Below are 16,940 nucleotides of genomic sequence, written 5' to 3' on the forward strand. Positions count from 1 at the left end.
CGCCAAACTAACTCCGTCGAACCTCCCGCCGCTCCACTGCTCTTGACTCCGCTAACCTCCGCTCCCCAACATCAGCTTCGCGATTTACTCACCAACGTAAACGTGCTCGAACAGCACGGTTCGGTTGATGTGCTCGTCGCCAACCTTACGCTCGATTCGCGCCAGGCGGCAGCCGGTACAGCCTTTTTTGCGCTGCGCGGCGTGCAGGCCGATGGTCATCAGTTTATCGGCAAGGCAGTTGACCTAGGCGCAGCCGTGGTGGTATGCGAAGAATTGCCGGCCGAGTTGAGCGAGCAGGTAACGTATGTGCGGGTAGCAGACAGCGCCGAGGCCATGGGCTACATGGCAGCCGCTTTCTACGGGCATCCTTCGAAGCAGCTGAAGCTGGTAGGTGTAACGGGTACCAACGGCAAAACCACTACCGCTACGCTGCTACACAAGCTATTTACGGCGCGTGGTTACAAGGCGGGCATGCTCTCGACGGTGCAAAACCAGATTGGCGAGGAGGTAATCCCCGCTACGCACACCACGCCCGATGCCATTCGGCTGAATGAGTTGCTGGCCCGCATGGTAGCGGCTCGGTGCACGCATGCCTTTATGGAGGTAAGCTCGCACTCGGTGGTGCAGCACCGCGTAACGGGCCTGCACTTTGCCGGTGGCATTTTCACCAACCTCACCCACGACCACCTCGATTACCACGGCACTTTCGACAACTACATAAAGGCTAAAAAGGGCTTCTTCGACATGCTGCCCGCTTCGGCCTTCGCCCTCACCAACGCCGACGACAAGCGCGGCATGGTGATGCTGCAGAATACCAAGGCCAGCAAAGCCACTTACTCCATGCGCAGCCTTGCCACCGTGCGCGGCCGCCTGATCGAGAACAGCGTGGAAGGGCTTCTGCTCGAAGTAGACAGCCACGAAGTGCAGTTCCGCCTGATTGGGGTGTTCAACGCCTACAACCTGCTGGCCGTGTATGGTGCAGCTACGCTGCTGGGCGAAGACCCCGAAGAAACCCTGACGGTGCTTTCGGGCCTTACCTCAGCGCCGGGCCGCTTCGAGCCGATTGTATCGCCCCGCAAGCGCGTGGTAGGCATCGTTGATTACGCCCATACGCCCGACGCCCTGGAAAACGTGTTGACCACCATTGCCGAAATCCGTCGGCCCGACCAGCAGGTGATTACGGTGGTGGGCTGCGGCGGCAACCGCGATGCGGCCAAGCGCCCCGTAATGGCCGATCTAGCCTGTCGCTTGTCCGACCGGGCTGTGCTCACCTCCGACAACCCACGTTTCGAAGACCCGAACGAAATCCTAAAGCAAATGCAAGCGGGCGTACGGCCCTCCGACGCGGGCAAGTACCTCACTGTGCCCGACCGCCGCGAGGCTATCAAGACTGCTTGCGCCATTGCGCGCCCCAACGACATTGTGCTGGTAGCCGGCAAAGGGCACGAAACCTATCAGGAGATACAAGGCCAGCGCACCGCTTTCGACGACCGCGAAGTACTGCGCGAAGCATACGAACTGCTGAGCTTGTAATTGCAGATTAGAAGCAACCAGCTAGTAAAGTAGGGTTTTCAGCCTGCTCCGATTAGCACAAAATCACTACAAACGCAACGTTTGACCGCACCCGAAAAAGCCGAAATTTTGCTGCTTCACCGCGATTGAACTGGCTGCCGCTCCAGCCCCCACTAATGCTCTACTACCTCTTCGATTTTTTGCACCGTCATTACAACGTTCCGGGTACGGGTGTATTCCAGTATACTTCGTTCCGGGCTGCAATGGCAGTGGTTACATCGCTCATCATCGCGCAGCTGTTCGGCAAACGGCTTATTGCCATTCTGCGCCGCAAGCAAATCGGCGAAACCGTGCGCGACCTAGGTCTGCAGGGCCAGTTGGAAAAAAAGGGTACCCCAACCATGGGCGGCCTAATCATTCTGTTGGCGATTCTGGTACCCACGCTGCTATTCGCCAAGCTCGATAATATTTACGTTATCCTGATGATCCTGAGCACGGTGTGGCTTGGCTTGATCGGCTTCGTGGACGACTACATCAAAGTAGTAAAGAAGGACAAGGAGGGTTTGGCTGGTCGTTTTAAGTTGCTGGGCCAACTCGGCCTGGGTCTCACGGTGGGTTGGGTGCTGTTCTTCAGCCACGACGTGACAGTGCGCCAGTACCTGCTATCGAACGGACAGATTTCGGCCGTGGACGCCAGCCGCGTGTACCAGGACGTGAAGCTGATGATTACCACTATTCCGTTTGCTAAAAACAACGAGCTGAACTACGGCGACTTGTTTGCAACGGCCGGTGACTTCTTCAACGAGTACTACGCCTTCTTCTACATACCCATCGTGATAATCATCATCATGGCGGTATCAAACGGCGCCAACATTACCGACGGCCTCGACGGCCTCGCAGCGGGTACTTCGGCCATTATCGGCACCACGCTGGGTATCTTCGCCTTCGTATCGGGTAACGCCGTGCTGGCCGATTACCTCGACATCATGTTCATTCCGAACGTGGGCGAGCTGACAATTTTCTGTACGGCTTTCGTGGGGGCGTGCGTGGGTTTTTTGTGGTACAACTCGTACCCGGCGCAGGTATTTATGGGCGACACCGGCTCGTTGGCCATTGGCGGAATCATCGCGGTGCTGGCCCTTATCGTGCGCAAGGAATTGCTCATCCCGGTGCTCTGCGGCATCTTCCTAGTCGAAAACTTATCGGTGATGGTGCAGGTGAGCTACTTCAAATACACCAAGCGCAAGTACGGCGAAGGCCGCCGCTTGCTGCGCATGTCGCCGTTGCACCACCACTACCAAAAGTTGGGCTACCACGAGTCAAAAATCGTGTCGCGCTTCTGGATTGTCGGCATTATGCTGGCCGTGCTCACGCTGGTAACCCTCAAACTGCGCTAACGCAATGGCTACATCAGGCGAAGGTAAAAAGCTGGTTGTCCTAGGTTCGGGCGAGAGCGGGGTAGGGGCTGCACTGCTGGCGCAAGCCAAAGGCTATGACGTGTTCGTATCGGATGGCGGTGCGCTGAAACCGCAGTACCGCGAAAAGCTGCAGGCAGCTGGTATTCGGTTTGAGGAAGGCACGCACACCATGGAGGAAGTGCTGTCGGCTACGGAAATCGTGAAGAGCCCGGGCATACCGGAGAAAGCGCCGATAATGAAAGCCGTGCGCGAAAAAGGCATTAGTGTCATTTCCGAAATTGACCTAGCCAGCCGTTACACCAAAGCCAAAAGCATTGGTATTACGGGCACCAACGGCAAAACCACTACCACGCTGCTTACCTACCACCTGCTAAAAGAGGCTGGCTACAGAGTAGGCCTGGCGGGCAACGTGGGGCATTCGTTTGCCGAGCAGGTAATCAAGGATGAGTTCGATTGGTACGTGCTGGAGTTAAGCTCTTTTCAGCTCGACGACACCTACGACTACACGCCTACCGTAGCGGTGCTGATGAACATTACGCCCGACCACCTCGACCGCTACGATTACTCGCTGGAAAAGTACGCCCAATCGAAGCTGCGCCTCACGCGCAACTTGGATAGCAGCAGCTATTTCATCTTCAACGCCGACGACCGCATAATCGAACAGGAATACCAATCGGTGTTTGTCGAAACTAACGATTTGCCGTTTACCCTTGCCCAGCACTCCGAGCGGCCTTGCGCAGCCTTCTTCACCTCCGAAACTACCCTGCGTCTCACTTTGCCGCACGTGCAGGAAGAGGGCTACGAGGAAGTAAGCATTGCCCGCTCCCCACTGATTGGCCAGCACAACCGTCAAAACCAGGCGGCCGCCATTATGGCCGCGCGCGTGGCGGGCGTTTCGGTAGAGCAGATTGAAACTGCACTGCCTAGGTTTCACAACGCCGACCACCGCCTGCAGCCCGTGGGCGAAATCAACGGTGCGCGTTTCATCAACGACTCCAAAGCCACCAATGTGGAGGCGGCTTGGTACGCGCTCGACGGCGTAAAGGCGCCACTGATTTGGATTGCAGGTGGTACCGATAAGGGCAACGATTACAGCACGCTTGTGCCGCTAGCCCGCGACAAAGTAAAAACGCTCATTTGCCTAGGTGTGGATAACGCCAAGCTGCGCCAGGTGTTCGAGGAGGTGGTGCCGCAGGTAGAGGAAACACAGGATGTTCGGGAAGCCGTGCGTCGCGCTGCTGAGCTAGCTTCTCCCGGTGATGTGGTGCTGCTTTCGCCGGCCTGCGCTTCGTTCGATTTGTTTAAGAATTACGAGGACCGCGGACGGCAATTCGCGCAAGCGGTAGCTGAGTTGGAGGCCAAAGCATAAAAGCTGTAACAGAAGGCATTCAAGCAAGACTCCGCACCACGCACTTAGTCAAAATCAAACGTAACCACCCATGGAACCCATCAAAAACTGGCTGCAGCGCAACCTGAAGGGCGACCCAATCTTGTGGGCCATTGTGCTGATGTTTTCAGTCATCAGCATTTTGGTGGTGTACTCGGCTACGGGTACGTTGGCTTACAAGAAGATGGGCGGTAATACCGAGTACTTTCTAATCAAACACGCAGGTTTGATTTTCGTGGGGCTATTCTCTGCTTGGGTGGCGCACCTCGTCGATTACCGCCACTACTCGCGGTTGTCGCTGTGGGCGCTGCTGGCATCTGTGCCGTTGCTCTTGTTCACCTATTTCTTCGGCGGTACTACTGTAAACGACGCCTCGCGTTGGCTTACTATTCCGGTAATCAACCAAACGTTCCAACCTTCCGACTTGGCCAAACTGGCGCTCATTTCGCACTTGGCCAGCATGCTTTCGCGCCGGCAGCAGTACATCGAGAACTTCAAAACTACGCTGCTGCCCGTAATGATTTGGGTGGGGGTTATCTGCGGCATCATTGTGCTGTCGAACGCCTCTACGGCCCTACTGCTGTTCTTCACCTGCTTGCTGCTGATGTTTATCGGCCGCGTGCCCATGAAGCACATGCTGCTGACGGTGGTAATCGTGGTATCCCTAGGTGGCGTGGCGCTTACGGCTGGCCAGCGCTGGGGCACGGTGCAGAAACGTATCGAGTCGTTTACCGATAAGTCGAAGCCGGTGCCGTTTCAGCTCGAGCATAGCTACATCGCCATTGCTACGGGCGGCCTCACCGGCAAAGGTCCCGGCCAAAGCACCGAACGCAACATCCTGCCACACCCCTACTCCGACTTTATCTACGCCGTGATTATCGAAGAGTACGGCTTCCTTGGAGGTATCGGGATTTTGTTTCTGTACTTGGCTTTTTTGTACCGGGGGCTGATTACCGTAATGCGCAGTTACGGCGCTTTCGGAGGACTTCTTTCGGCAGGGCTGAGCTTTAGCTTGGTGCTGCAGGCCATGGTAAACATGGGCGTAGCCGTGGGCCTAGGTCCGATTACGGGCTTGCCGCTGCCCATGCTCAGTATGGGTGGTACTTCGCTTATTTTCACCGGTATTAGCATCGGTATTATCTTGAGCGTGAGCCGAGGCGAGCGGGAGCTTCGGCCCATGACCGGGGAGCCCGAAGACGCGCCCCGCATTCCGAAACAAACCGCAATGGCGTAACCGGTTCGCTTACCCAAACCGTTGCCAGTCTCGGCTAATTTCCGCAGAACACCATGCCAAATTCGGCTGCCCATATCGAGCCCAATCTGAATGCCTCTTGCCGCGTCATCATCAGCGGTGGGGGTACGGGTGGGCATATTTTTCCGGCTGTAGCCATTGCCAATGAGTTGCGCCTCCGCCGCCCCGATGCCGACATCCTGTTTGTGGGCGCCAATGGCCGCATGGAAATGACGCGCGTACCCGAAGCCGGCTACCGTATTGTTGGCCTCGACATTTCGGGGCTGCAGCGCCGCCTCACGCCACAAAACCTGCTGTTCCCGGTAAAGGTATTTCGGGCGGTGCGCAAGGCAGGCAAGCTGCTCGAGCGTTTCCGGCCCGATGCCGTGGTAGGTGTGGGTGGTTACGCCTCGGCACCGGTGCTGTTGGCCGCTACCTCACGCGCTATTCCGGCACTAATTCAGGAGCAAAACTCCTATGCTGGCCTCGTGAATAAGCTACTTGCTCGGCGTGTTGATAAGATTTGCGTGGCCTACGAAGGCATGGAGCGTTTCTTCCCGCAAGATCGGCTGGTGCTCACGGGCAACCCCGTACGCAGCGAAATAGCCGGTGGCAGCCGTGAGGAGGCTTTTAAGTTCTTCGGGCTCGACCCCGCGCGGCCGGTGCTGCTGGTGGTAGGCGGCAGCCTAGGTGCCCGCACGCTCAACCAAGCTACGGCAGCAGCGTTGCCGCGCCTGCGCGAGGCCGGCGTGCAGCTACTCTGGCAAACGGGCAAGCTGTACTACCCCAATGCGCAGCAAGAAGCCGCGCCTTTCGCCGCCGCTGGCCTGCATGCGCTGGAGTTCATCAAGCGCATGGACCTGGCCTACGCCGCCGCCGATGTAGTTATTAGCCGCGCCGGTGCGCTGTCGGTTTCGGAGTTGTGCCTTACGGGGAAGCCATGCGTGCTGGTGCCTTCGCCGAACGTAGCCGAAGACCACCAAACAAAAAATGCGCAGGCATTGTCCTCGCGCTCTGCGGCTTTGCTGGTAACCGATGCCGAGGCCCCGCAAAAGCTCTACGATGTGGCCTTGGATTTGCTGCGCGACCACGCCCGGCAAGCCGAGTTGCGCCGCAACATTCAGCCCTTGGCTCGTCCCGATGCAACCACAACCATCGTCGATGAGCTGGAAATCTTAATCGACCGCCAACGCGCCCTCGCAACCCGATGAACCCTGTAGCTCAGTTTCCCTACGTCTATTTCCTAGGTATAGGAGGCATCGGCATGTCGGCGCTGGCGCGCTGGTTCCGGGCCAACGGCCACATCGTGTGGGGCTATGATAAAACGCGTACGCCGCTCACCGAGGCACTGCAGCACGAGGGCATTCACGTGCACTACAACGACGATCCGCTGAGCATCCCGACCGAAGTTCGGGTGAATCCCGACAAAACGTTAGTGATTCTGACCCCAGCCATGCCTAAAAACCACCAGGAGTGGGCATGGCTGCGCGAGAACAACTTCAATATTCAGAAGCGAAGCCAGGTGTTGGGCCTGCTCACGCAGGGCCGTCGCACGGTAGCTGTGGCGGGTACACACGGCAAAACCACCACTAGCAGCATGGTGGCGCATCTGCTGCACTATGCGCAAGTACCGGCTGGCGCGTTCCTAGGTGGCATTTCCGTTAACCTTGATTCGAACTTGCTGCTCCCGCCCGCCCAGGCTGGGCCTGAGGTTCCGGTGGTGGTAGAGGCCGACGAGTACGACCGTTCGTTTCTGACGCTGCACCCCGATGTGGCCATTGTAACGAGCACCGACGCTGACCACCTCGATATTTACGGGGAGCAATCGGCTCTAGTCGAGTCGTTTAGGCAGTTCGTTAGCCAAATAAAACCCGGGGGCACGCTGTTGCTCAACCACACCGCCGACCAAAGCCTGTCGACGGCCGTGCAGCCCGGTGTGCGGGTGCTGCGCTACGGCCTCACGCCCGAGCAAGGCCCTGATCTGCACACCGGCCACATTCAGGCGCAAGGCCACAAGTTTCACTTCGATTTGCTGGCGCCTGGCCTAGGTGATGTAAGCGTACCTGGGCTTGAGCTGCCAGTGCCTGGTTACCACAACGTTGAGAACCTACTGGCTGCCTCCGCCGCCGCAAGCATGGTAGGCTTGCCATGGGGAAAATTGCCCGAAGCTGTGGCTGCCTACCGCGGGGTGCATCGCCGCTTCGAGTTCGTGCTGACGAAAGGGGAGGAGCACGCTTTTATCGACGATTACGCGCACCACCCGCGCGAAATCGAGGCGCTCCTACGCTCGGTGCGTGCCCTGTATCCGGGCAAGCGCATTCGGGCGGTTTTCCAGCCGCACCTCTATACCCGCACCCGCGACTTTGCCGATGGGTTTGCGCAAAGCTTAAGCCTGGCCGACGAGGTTATCCTGCTGCCCATTTACCCCGCGCGCGAGTTGCCCATCGAAGGCGTCGAGTCCGATATCATCTTCGAAAAGCTCACGACCGCCCGCAAAGCGCTGCTGTCGAAGGAACGCCTGCTGCAAGTAGAAAGCGCCTACGGCGACGACGATTTTGAGGTGCTGGCTACCATTGGCGCGGGCGACATCGACCAGCTTGTCCCGGAATTGAAAAAAATTCTGAAGAAAAAGTGGTATGGCGCTGAAGCGTAAGGCAAAAAATGTACTTTTCGTTATTGGTAGTCTTCTGCTAATGACGGCTTTAACGGTGTTTGCGTCGGTGCGGCAGTCAAACCGACCAGTGGGCTCCGTCATCGTTACAATCGGCAACGAGTTCAATAATTTCTTCATAAGCGAACAGCAAGTGACGGCACTGCTCACGCGCAACGGTAATCAGCAGCTAGAAGGCGCCGAGCCGCAGAATCTCGATCTGCGTGCGCTAGAAGGCCGTCTGAAAACCCATCCGTTTGTGAAGGATGCCCAAGTGTACCGCGACCTAGGCGGCAACCTCCACGCCGATGTGCGGCAAAATCGTCCGATTGCCCGCTTGGTGCACCCCGATTCCGACAAAGACCTGTACGTGGATGCCGATGGCCAAACCTTGCCGTTGTCGGCGCTTTACTCGGCCCGTGTGGTGCCTATTGCCCGCGTAGGAGGTGCCCCGCTAAATGCCCAGTTCTTTCAGGATTCTACCGGATACCGTTACCTCGAGTTCCTTCGCTACGTCGATGAGCATCCGTTTTGGCGTGCTCAGGTGGCCGAAGTATTTGTGTCGCCAAATGGCAAGCTGGTTTTCACGCAGCAAGTCGGCGACCAGCGCGTAGAATTTGGATATCCTGAGAATATTTCGGAAAAATTCGCGAAACTCATGGTATTTTACCGCCAAATTCCGCCAGCTTTAGGATGGGATACGTACCACCGGGTTAATGTGGAATTTCAGAACCAAATAATTTGCGAATAGCTTGCTGTTGAAACTCTCTGATTTTCCGGCATTTTGCTTTCTACTGTCCCTCAACACCGCTTTACCCGCCAGCCTTTACCTCCATGCAGCACGATAAAATAGTTGTAGGCCTCGACATTGGCACCACCAAAATTTGCGCCTTGGTGGGCCGAAAAAATGAATTCGGTAAACTCGAAATTCTCGGCATGGGTAAAGCCGTGTCGGAAGGCGTGGTACGGGGTATTGTTTCGAATATTGATAAAACTGTTGACGCAATTAAACGTGCAATTCGGCAGGCCGAAGAACAATCCGGAATTAACATCGGAATTGTTAATGTAGGTATTGCTGGCCAGCACATTAAGTCGCTGCAACACAACGGCTCTATTACGCGTGCCTCGGCTGATAGCGAGATTACGCAGGAAGACGTGATGCGCCTTACCAACGATATGTATCGTTTGGTGACGCCTCCCGGCTCGGAGATTATTCACGTAATGCCCCAAGATTACAAGGTGGATTACGAGGAGAATATCATGGATCCGGTAGGAATGTCGGGTGTGCGTTTGGAAGGCAACTTCCACATCATCACAGCCCAGAGCACGGCCATCAACAACATTAACAAGTGCGTTACCAAGGCTGGTCTCGAAATCGATAATCTGATTCTGGAGCCGCTGGCATCGTCGATGTCGGTGCTGTCGGATGAAGAGAAGGAGGCTGGCGTGGCCCTGATCGATATTGGCGGTGGTACTACCGACCTGGCCATCTTCAAGGACGGTATTATCCGCCACGCGGCCGTGCTGCCGTTTGGGGGCAACATCATCACCTCCGACATCAAGCAAGGCTGCTTGGTAATGCAAAATCAGGCCGAGCAGCTGAAGGTGAAGTTCGGCAAAGCCATTGCCGAAGAAGCCTCGGAATACGAAATTGTGAGCATTCCGGGCCTGCGCGACCGTGCACCAAAGGAAATCAGCCTGAAGAACCTGGCCTACATCATCGAGGCTCGTATGGAGGAGATTCTGGAGCTGGTGTATGCCGAAATCCAACGCACGGGCTACGAGAAGAGCTTGGCTGCTGGTATTGTGCTGACGGGTGGCGGCTCGCAGTTGCAAAATCTGGTGCAGCTGACGGAGTACATCACCGGCATGGATACCCGCATTGGATATCCCAACGAGCACCTTGGCAAGTCGCGCATCGAGGCGGTGAAGTCGCCGATGTACGCTACCACCGTTGGCTTGGTATTGTCTGGCTACCGCTCCCTCGATGAGCGGGGCTCGCGCCAGCAGTACGACGAGTACACCATGACGCGCCCCCACGAGGCTCCGGTTCGGCAGAACACCACGCCGGCAGCCCAAGCGGGCCAGCCTCAGCCGCAGGCCAAGCAGCCGGAGCAACCCAAGCAGCCAAGCAAGGCCGCTGGTTTCTTCCGCGACATTCTGACCAAGACAAAAGGTCTGCTGATTGACGATTTTGACGACAAACAGTACTAAGTCAGTGAACAATGATCAATTGACAATGAGCAAAGTAGAAGCGAGCTTGCGGTAGCTGCCGAGTTCGTGCGTAAATTGCTCTCCGCTCAATTGCTCATTGATCATTGTGAATTGATCATTGACCCAACCTGCCATGGATTTCAAATTTGATATCACGCCCCAAAGCAAGTCCATCATCAAGGTGATTGGTGTGGGTGGCGGCGGCTCCAATGCCGTCAACCACATGTACTCGCAGGGGATAAAAGATGTAGAGTTCGTTATCTGCAACACCGATAAGCAGGCGTTGCAGAGCTCATCCGTACCGAACCGCCTGCAAATTGGCGTTGATCTGACGGAAGGCCTAGGTGCCGGTGCCAACCCCGAGCGTGGCAAGCAAGCTGCTATCGAAAGCCGCGAGCAAATTCGGGAGCTGCTGAGCAACGGCACCAAAATGGTATTTATTACGGCTGGTATGGGCGGTGGCACCGGCACGGGTGCCGCGCCGGTAATTGCCAAGGTTGCCAAGGAGCTGGGTATTCTGACGGTAGGCATTGTAACGGCCCCGTTCATGTTTGAGGGCCGCAAAAAGCGCCAGCAAGCCGAAATGGGTATCCGCGACCTGAGCGATAACTGCGACACGGTACTGGTTATCCTCAACGATAAGCTGCGCGAGATGTACGGCAACTTGCCCATCCGTTCGGCTTTCGCCAAGGCCGATAACGTGTTGAGTACCGCTGCTAAGTCGATTGCCGAGATTATTACCGTAACGGCCGACGTGAACGTGGACTTTGAAGACGTGAAAACCGTCATGAAGGACTCGGGTGCAGCTGTAATGGGCTCGAGCATTACCGAAGGCGAGAACCGCGCCCGCCGCGCCGCCGAGGAGGCTTTGGCTTCGCCGTTGCTGAACAACACCGACATCCACGGCGCACAGAAAATTCTGCTCTCCATCATGTCGGGCGACCAAGCCGAACTGGAAATGGACGAACTGACCGAAATCACGGAGTACATCCAAGCCAAAGCCGGCCAGGATGCCGAGGTTATCTTCGGTCACGGCATCGACGGTACATTGGGCCAGAGCATCCGCGTGACGGTAATTGCCACGGGCTTTGCCCGCGAAGCGCACAGCATTACCATCATGAACAGCTTGTCGCGTGAGGTTGAGCCCTTCGCTAAGCCTGAGCCGGTAGTGGTGCCCGATCCGCAGATTAACCTGTTCGACAAAGACCGCCACGAGCCCATCGGCATGCGCCCGGTAGTGCCTACTCCCGCTCCGGTTGTAGTGCCGCCCGCCCCGATTGTGCCTACACCGGTAGCTACCGTAGAGTACCCGCCCGTAACGCCGCCTGCGGCTCCTGAGCCGCCGCAAGCTCGCTTCGATCTGGAGCAGTCGCCTTCGCCGTTTGTCCCGCCCGTGGTATACCCAACGTCTTCGGCGCCTGAGCCGCTGCAGGTGGTGCAGCACGTGCCCGCCGCACCGGCCGAGCCGTTGACGCAAGCAGTGCCGGCTCGTCCGTCGTTGGATGCCCGCGCCGAAGAGCGCCGCCGCCGCCTCATGGAGCTAAGCAATGGCTTGTCGTCGGACGCGGTGAAAGAGCAACTGGAAGTACCTGCATACCTGCGCCGTCAGGTTAAGCTGGAGCCGGTGCAGCCGTCGTCGGAGCGCAACATTTCGCGTTTCAACCTCTCCGACGACAACGAACTGCTCGGCGACAACCGCTTCTTGCACGATAACGTGGACTAACCTAGGTACTGCACCTAGTTTAAAGCAAAAGCCCCGCTGGTATGCCATCGGGGCTTTTGCTTTATTGTGCCTTCTCGTTAGTATGCGCACGGCACCTAGGGCGTGGGCGGCGAAAACTGCGGGTTGTTGACGAACGTGGAATCCGTCAGGGTTTTCAAAAAGGCAATGATCTGACGCTTTTCGGTAGTCGAAAGAATCATGCGGCCCGACGGGTGATTGGGGCTGTTGCCTAGGTTCGGATCAATGTTTGGGCTGTTCAGCTGAACATGGTCGCTGTAGTGGTCGAGCACCTGCTCCAAAGTGTTGAAGCGGCCATCGTGCATGTAGGGCGCCGTAAGGGCAATATTGCGCAGGGTAGGGGCTTTGAAGCGGCCCATATCGATGGGTAACCCGGTAACGCCGCCGCGCCCTAGGTCGGTAAATGCCTGATCGAGGCCGTTATTGAAAAACGTGTTGTAAGGCCCTGAAAACGTAGGCGGCACGTGGCAGTGAAAGCACTCGGCACCGCGGGTAGTGCCCGTGGCATGCGTGCGGAACAAGGCGAAACCCTGCACCTCATCAGGGCTAAATACTGACGGATTGGTCAGGAATCGGTCGTACTTAGAGCCGGCCGAAATAAGGGTGCGCTGAAACTGCGCCAAGGCTTTCAGCACGTTGTCTTCGGTGATAGTGGCCGAACCGAATGCCTTGCGGAATAGTGGCGGGTAGGTGCTGGTTTGCTGCAGCTTACGCACGCCATCGGCCAACGACTGGTGCATCTCCACCGGGTTTTCGATGGGGATGCGAGCTTGTTGCTCCAGCCCCGAGGCGGCGCCATCCCACATCAGATCCTTCTCCCAGAGCACGTTGGCTAGCGACATGCTGCTTCGGCGGTTGCGTTGCCCGCCTATACCTACGGCCAAGGCCTGATCGTCGGCAAATGCCTTGCTTTGCTGGTGGCACGAGCCGCACGACACAGTGCCGTTGCCGGAGAGTTGCTTTTCGTAGAACAGTGCCCGCCCCAACGCCACGCCTTCTTCGGTGAGCGGGTTGTCGGGTGTTGCAGGAATGCGCGGAAAGCCCCTAGGTGCCGTAAGCTCCAGCGGAGTTGGGGCACCTAGGGGCTCTTCTGCATCTTTATCGGGCTTGCAGTTGGCAGCAATCAGCAGCAACCCTGCCCAAAGCAGTTGGCGGTAGTAACGATGCAACGCGGCGAGGTGCACAATGCGTAGGCTGAAGGTGGTAGCTGAAATTACGCCTTTTCAGCCGAAGAACCGTTTGCCCAGGAGCTTAGTTCGAGGCTGGAGGCTGCTGTTGCTAACTGCTGTAGGTACTCCGCTAGGATGCTCACGAATACTCTGCCGCAGTTCGAGCCGAAGGTTTAACGCCTAACCTGCGCACTTGGTACCCGCCAGTAGGGCTACTTTATCAAATAGCGCTGCTGCCGGAAGCTGTAGCCAACGGCCACCACCAGTCGTCCGGCACTGGCGGGGTGGTCGGTGGTAGCGGTGTACACCGGAAACTGCGCACTGGCATTAAGCGACACGTTTTTGTAGTATACATCGAGCCCAGGGCCAAGGAGAGCATTGTTCATGGCATGCTCGCCGGTAAGCACGCCTTCGAAAGTTTCGCCGCGGGTTTTCTCGTAGTAGAATTGCGCCGATGGGTACAACTGCCAGTTTTCGCCCATAGGCAGGCGGTAGAACAAGTTGGCGAACGAGGCCACACTAGGTGAGAAGCCCTCGGCATAGCGGTTGCGTGTGGCCCGGCGGTAGCTGCTGTTCAAGCTCAGTCCTAGGTTGCGGTAGCTGCCAATATAGTTGAGGTACACAAAGCCATCGGTGGTGCCCGAGCCTGGCTGCGTAAGCGAATCGTAGCGGCGGCCGCGGCTGTCGCGGCGGGTGTTGTCGCCAGTAGGCAGCTTGGCTCCACCGCCTATAATGAGCCGACTTTGTACCCCCGCCGTTTCAATGTTGCGGATGAGGTGATACCCGACAAATACCGTTACGTCGCCTACCCCCGAAAGCGTGAGTTGCCGGCCGTTGCTTTGGCTGGTATTCATCACGTAGGGTACAAAGGCATTCAGCTCGAGGCGTTGCGCCAAAAAGTGCTTGGCGCGCAGCTCCACCACCCGAAAGGCCTCGAAGTCGGTAGCATCGCCGAGGTGCGAGTGGCGGTAGTTGTCGTCGGTGTTGAGCGTGCTCGGGAAAAGTGGCCGGGCGCCATCGGGAAAGAAGCGAGGCTGCTGCCCTAGGTGCTGATAGCCGTTGAACACGCGGTAGCGGTGCATCAGCGACACGCTACTCTGGTTATCGTAGGGCGTAATGCCCATAAAACAGCCGCAGATGTCGCAGGCCGCGGCATCGAATGCCAGCGCGCCAGCCAACCCGGCGGTGGCTAGTAGTTTTTTCATCAACTAAGAAAGGCGAGCTTAACGGGGCTCGGCCAGTTGAGGGTTCTTAAGAAATTGCTCGTCGGTGAGCGTCAGCAGAAAGGCCTGCAGCTCGCTCTTCTGCTGGGCCGTAAGCGGTATACCCAGGCGGCCATTGGGGCGACGGAACTGCGGATCGAGCGTAGCCGATTCGACCATGCCGGTGTCGTAATGATCGAGCACCTGCTCCAAAGTGTTGAAGCGGCCATCGTGCATGTAGGGTGCCGTGCGGGCCACGTTGCGCAAGCTGGGCACCTTAAACAAGCCCCGATCGGCGGGGCGGCTGGTAATGTGCGCCCGGCCAGAGTCGGCTGCGAATTGGCGGTCGAGGCCGTTGTTGCGAAACGACTCATCCGTAAACAAATCCGTAGCGTGGCAGCTGGCGCAGTTAGCTTTGAACACCGATAGCCCGCGCAGCTCTTGCGCCGTGAGCGTGCCGCCACTTTCGCCGCGCACGTAATGGTCGTAGCGTGAGTTGGCCGAAGTAAAGCCCGCCATAAACTGCGCCAGCGCCTTCAGGAACTGCTGCGAGCCAATGGTCCCAGTGCCGTACACCTTGGCAAACCGCTGGCGGTAGTCGGCATCGTCGTTCAGTTTTCGCAGCACGTTAGGCAGCGTCTCGTCCATCTCCACGGGGTTGGTGATGGGCGCCAACGGCAGCACCTCAAGGTTCGATACGCCGCCATCCCACATCAGCGAGCGGCGCCACCGCAAGTTCTGCAGCGCCGGGGCGTTGCGGGTACCTAGGCGGTTGTCGACGCCGTGGCTGAGCGTGTGACCCGAGTGGGCAAACGCCACAAACTGCTGGTGGCACGAGCCGCACGATACGCTGCCATCGCGCGAAAGGCGCGGATCGTAGAACAGCTTGCGACCCAGCTCAAAGGCCTCGCGGTTGGGCGGGTTCTGATCGAGTGCGTACGCCGGCGCCGAAAAATTACCGGGCAAGGTGCTTCCGGGCAACCCGGGGGTGGGCTGCACATCAGCGTCGGGTTGGCAACTGGCCACAAGCAGCCCCGCCAGCACGGCGGCCAACGGAGCTGCAACCAAGCGTTTCATAACAGCCTGCGGGTTAGTCGGCGTGCACGTGGTCGATGCGGAACATGCCCGCGGCGTAGTTGTTGGCCACCTTCACCGAGCTAGGCCCGCCCATGGTGTTCGATAACTCCGCGAAACGAATCACATTAGGTCCGGTAAAGAGCTTCAGTACGTCGGCTTTGTAGTGCACGGCGGGCGCTTTCTCGGCTCGCACCTTCAGCACCGTGCCTTGGGGCAGCGGCGGCGACACCGAGCGGATGGTGTTATTGGGCGACTTAAACCCGCCGATATGAAACACCAGTTGCCCGTTGGCGGCCTGCGGCGAAGTGCCTTCCAGCTTTAGGAAAATGTAGCCCGAGTTCCACGTCCAGAACATGTCGTTCAGCGGGTCGAGGGCTCCGGTTTGTGCGCCCGATACGTTGCGGGTACTATCAACACCAATGGTGAAGGTAATCTTGGTGTAGTCGCCGGTAGGTACTTCTTGCAGCGTAAAGGTGCGCGTGCTGGTTTGGTCGTGCTTTACGAGGTGGTAGCTTTCGGGCTCGGCCCACTCGCTGCCATCGGCTTTCGTGAGCTTAATGTTGCTGATGTAGTAGTTCAGCTTGCTCAAGGTAAACGCGTCGCCGTTGGTGCTGGTGTACGCCTGACCTAGGGTAAGGGCCTGTGTGCCCACTACGTTTTCAAACTCCAAATCCAACTCTCCTTTGTTGGGCTGGGCTTTGTCGTCGTCGTCGCAGGCGGTAAAAGATAGCGTAGCAATGCCGAGTAACAGAGCTAACAGGGCAGAAGAAAGGGTACGGAAAAGCATGTAACAGTGCGGCTGTTAAGTACTGATTGAAGAAGCCATGAAGGCACAAATAGCTTTACCACGTAGCTGCTCCACCTCGGAGCGCAACGCGGCAGTGCTTACTGTAAATTCAATCAGCCCAGCAGCGGCGGATGAAAAATGCTCCCCGACCACGTGTAGGAGTAAGCCGCAACCAAGCGAGGCCATGCTATGCGCACGGCCAGCGGCAATACCGCTGACTCAGCCGCGAAGCAGGGTAGGGGCAGCACGGCGTCGTACTTTACCTTGCCGGTGCTACCCGGGGCTTTGCTCTCCTGATCGGTGGTTTTAGCTAACTGCTTGCGCAAGTGGCATTGCCCATGGCAACGCATCTGCGGCTTATCCTTGTTGACGCAGAATAGCTGCGTAATGCGTTCCTTGTGCAGAGCATAATCCAGCACCAACACCTCCCGGCTGAACGACTGCAGCAGGATGAGCCCAGTGAGGAATATGGCCAGGAGCTTGTGCACAATGGGTAGCGGCTTGGGCCAAAGGTACGGAACGCGGCTAGCTTCGGGTGCTCAACTGCAACGC

The 16,940-nt window shown here is 57.6% G+C and carries 14 protein-coding genes; 9 read left to right on the forward strand and 5 right to left on the reverse strand.

Going from position 1 to position 16,940, the window contains the following annotated elements:
* The first annotated feature begins 42 nt into the window (after window positions 1–42).
* From ASU33_RS03335 to ftsZ, 9 genes are all read left to right on the forward strand, one after another.
* Window positions 43–1,533: a UDP-N-acetylmuramoyl-L-alanyl-D-glutamate--2,6-diaminopimelate ligase gene (locus tag ASU33_RS03335; protein ID WP_078062833.1), complete on the forward strand. Its 1,491-nt coding sequence runs from the start codon at window positions 43–45 to the stop codon at window positions 1,531–1,533.
* A gap of 155 nt (window positions 1,534–1,688) precedes the next feature.
* Entirely contained in the window at window positions 1,689–2,909 is a 1,221-nt protein-coding gene (mraY, locus tag ASU33_RS03340) for a phospho-N-acetylmuramoyl-pentapeptide-transferase (protein ID WP_059068369.1), read from the forward strand.
* A 4-nt stretch (window positions 2,910–2,913) separates the two neighbouring features.
* A complete protein-coding gene (murD, locus tag ASU33_RS03345; protein WP_059068092.1) occupies window positions 2,914–4,299 on the forward strand; it encodes a UDP-N-acetylmuramoyl-L-alanine--D-glutamate ligase in 1,386 nt (461 codons plus the stop codon).
* Window positions 4,300–4,369: 70 nt separating this feature from the next.
* Window positions 4,370–5,551, forward strand: coding sequence for an FtsW/RodA/SpoVE family cell cycle protein (locus tag ASU33_RS03350; protein ID WP_059068093.1), 1,182 nt, complete (start codon window positions 4,370–4,372; stop codon window positions 5,549–5,551).
* 53 nt (window positions 5,552–5,604) lie between these two features.
* The gene (gene murG, locus ASU33_RS03355) at window positions 5,605–6,759 is read left to right on the forward strand and encodes an undecaprenyldiphospho-muramoylpentapeptide beta-N-acetylglucosaminyltransferase (RefSeq protein WP_059068096.1); all 1,155 of its coding nucleotides are present in this window, start codon (window positions 5,605–5,607) and stop codon (window positions 6,757–6,759) included.
* Window positions 6,756–8,201 carry a UDP-N-acetylmuramate--L-alanine ligase gene (gene murC / locus ASU33_RS03360; protein ID WP_059068098.1) on the forward strand — a complete coding sequence of 482 codons (1,446 nt, stop codon included), beginning with the start codon at window positions 6,756–6,758 and terminating at the stop codon, window positions 8,199–8,201. The genes murG and murC overlap by 4 nt, the downstream gene beginning before the upstream one ends.
* A 40-nt stretch (window positions 8,202–8,241) precedes the next feature.
* The gene (locus tag ASU33_RS03365; protein WP_286130398.1) at window positions 8,242–8,949 is read left to right on the forward strand and encodes a cell division protein FtsQ/DivIB; all 708 of its coding nucleotides are present in this window, start codon (window positions 8,242–8,244) and stop codon (window positions 8,947–8,949) included.
* A gap of 83 nt (window positions 8,950–9,032) precedes the next feature.
* A complete protein-coding gene (ftsA, locus tag ASU33_RS03370; RefSeq protein WP_059068100.1) occupies window positions 9,033–10,412 on the forward strand; it encodes a cell division protein FtsA in 1,380 nt (459 codons plus the stop codon).
* A 133-nt stretch (window positions 10,413–10,545) separates the two neighbouring features.
* Window positions 10,546–12,135 (forward strand): cell division protein FtsZ, encoded by a 1,590-nt coding sequence (gene ftsZ / locus ASU33_RS03375; RefSeq protein WP_059068102.1) that lies wholly within the window; start codon window positions 10,546–10,548, stop codon window positions 12,133–12,135.
* Between the two features lie 95 nt (window positions 12,136–12,230).
* Here ftsZ and ASU33_RS03380 read toward each other — a convergent pair whose 3' ends face one another.
* The 5 genes from ASU33_RS03380 to ASU33_RS03400 all read right to left on the reverse strand — a co-directional run bounded on the left by ASU33_RS03380 (window position 12,231) and on the right by ASU33_RS03400 (window position 16,876).
* Window positions 12,231–13,337, reverse strand: a complete 1,107-nt coding sequence (locus ASU33_RS03380; protein ID WP_286130399.1) for a cytochrome-c peroxidase — start codon at window positions 13,335–13,337, stop codon at window positions 12,231–12,233.
* Between the two features lie 197 nt (window positions 13,338–13,534).
* The gene (locus ASU33_RS03385) at window positions 13,535–14,527 is read right to left on the reverse strand and encodes a hypothetical protein (protein ID WP_059068106.1); all 993 of its coding nucleotides are present in this window, start codon (window positions 14,525–14,527) and stop codon (window positions 13,535–13,537) included.
* Window positions 14,528–14,545: 18 nt separating this feature from the next.
* Complete coding sequence (locus ASU33_RS03390) at window positions 14,546–15,601, reverse strand: cytochrome-c peroxidase (protein ID WP_059068109.1); 1,056 nt, start codon at window positions 15,599–15,601, stop codon at window positions 14,546–14,548.
* Between the two features lie 13 nt (window positions 15,602–15,614).
* A complete protein-coding gene (locus ASU33_RS03395; RefSeq protein WP_059068111.1) occupies window positions 15,615–16,388 on the reverse strand; it encodes an MbnP family protein in 774 nt (257 codons plus the stop codon).
* A gap of 113 nt (window positions 16,389–16,501) precedes the next feature.
* Window positions 16,502–16,876: a hypothetical protein gene (locus ASU33_RS03400; protein WP_059068113.1), complete on the reverse strand. Its 375-nt coding sequence runs from the start codon at window positions 16,874–16,876 to the stop codon at window positions 16,502–16,504.
* Window positions 16,877–16,940 lie beyond the last annotated feature (64 nt).

The sequence above is a fragment of the Solirubrum puertoriconensis genome (assembly GCF_001483135.1).
In the GTDB taxonomy this organism is placed as follows: Bacteria; Bacteroidota; Bacteroidia; order Cytophagales; family Hymenobacteraceae; genus Solirubrum; species Solirubrum puertoriconensis.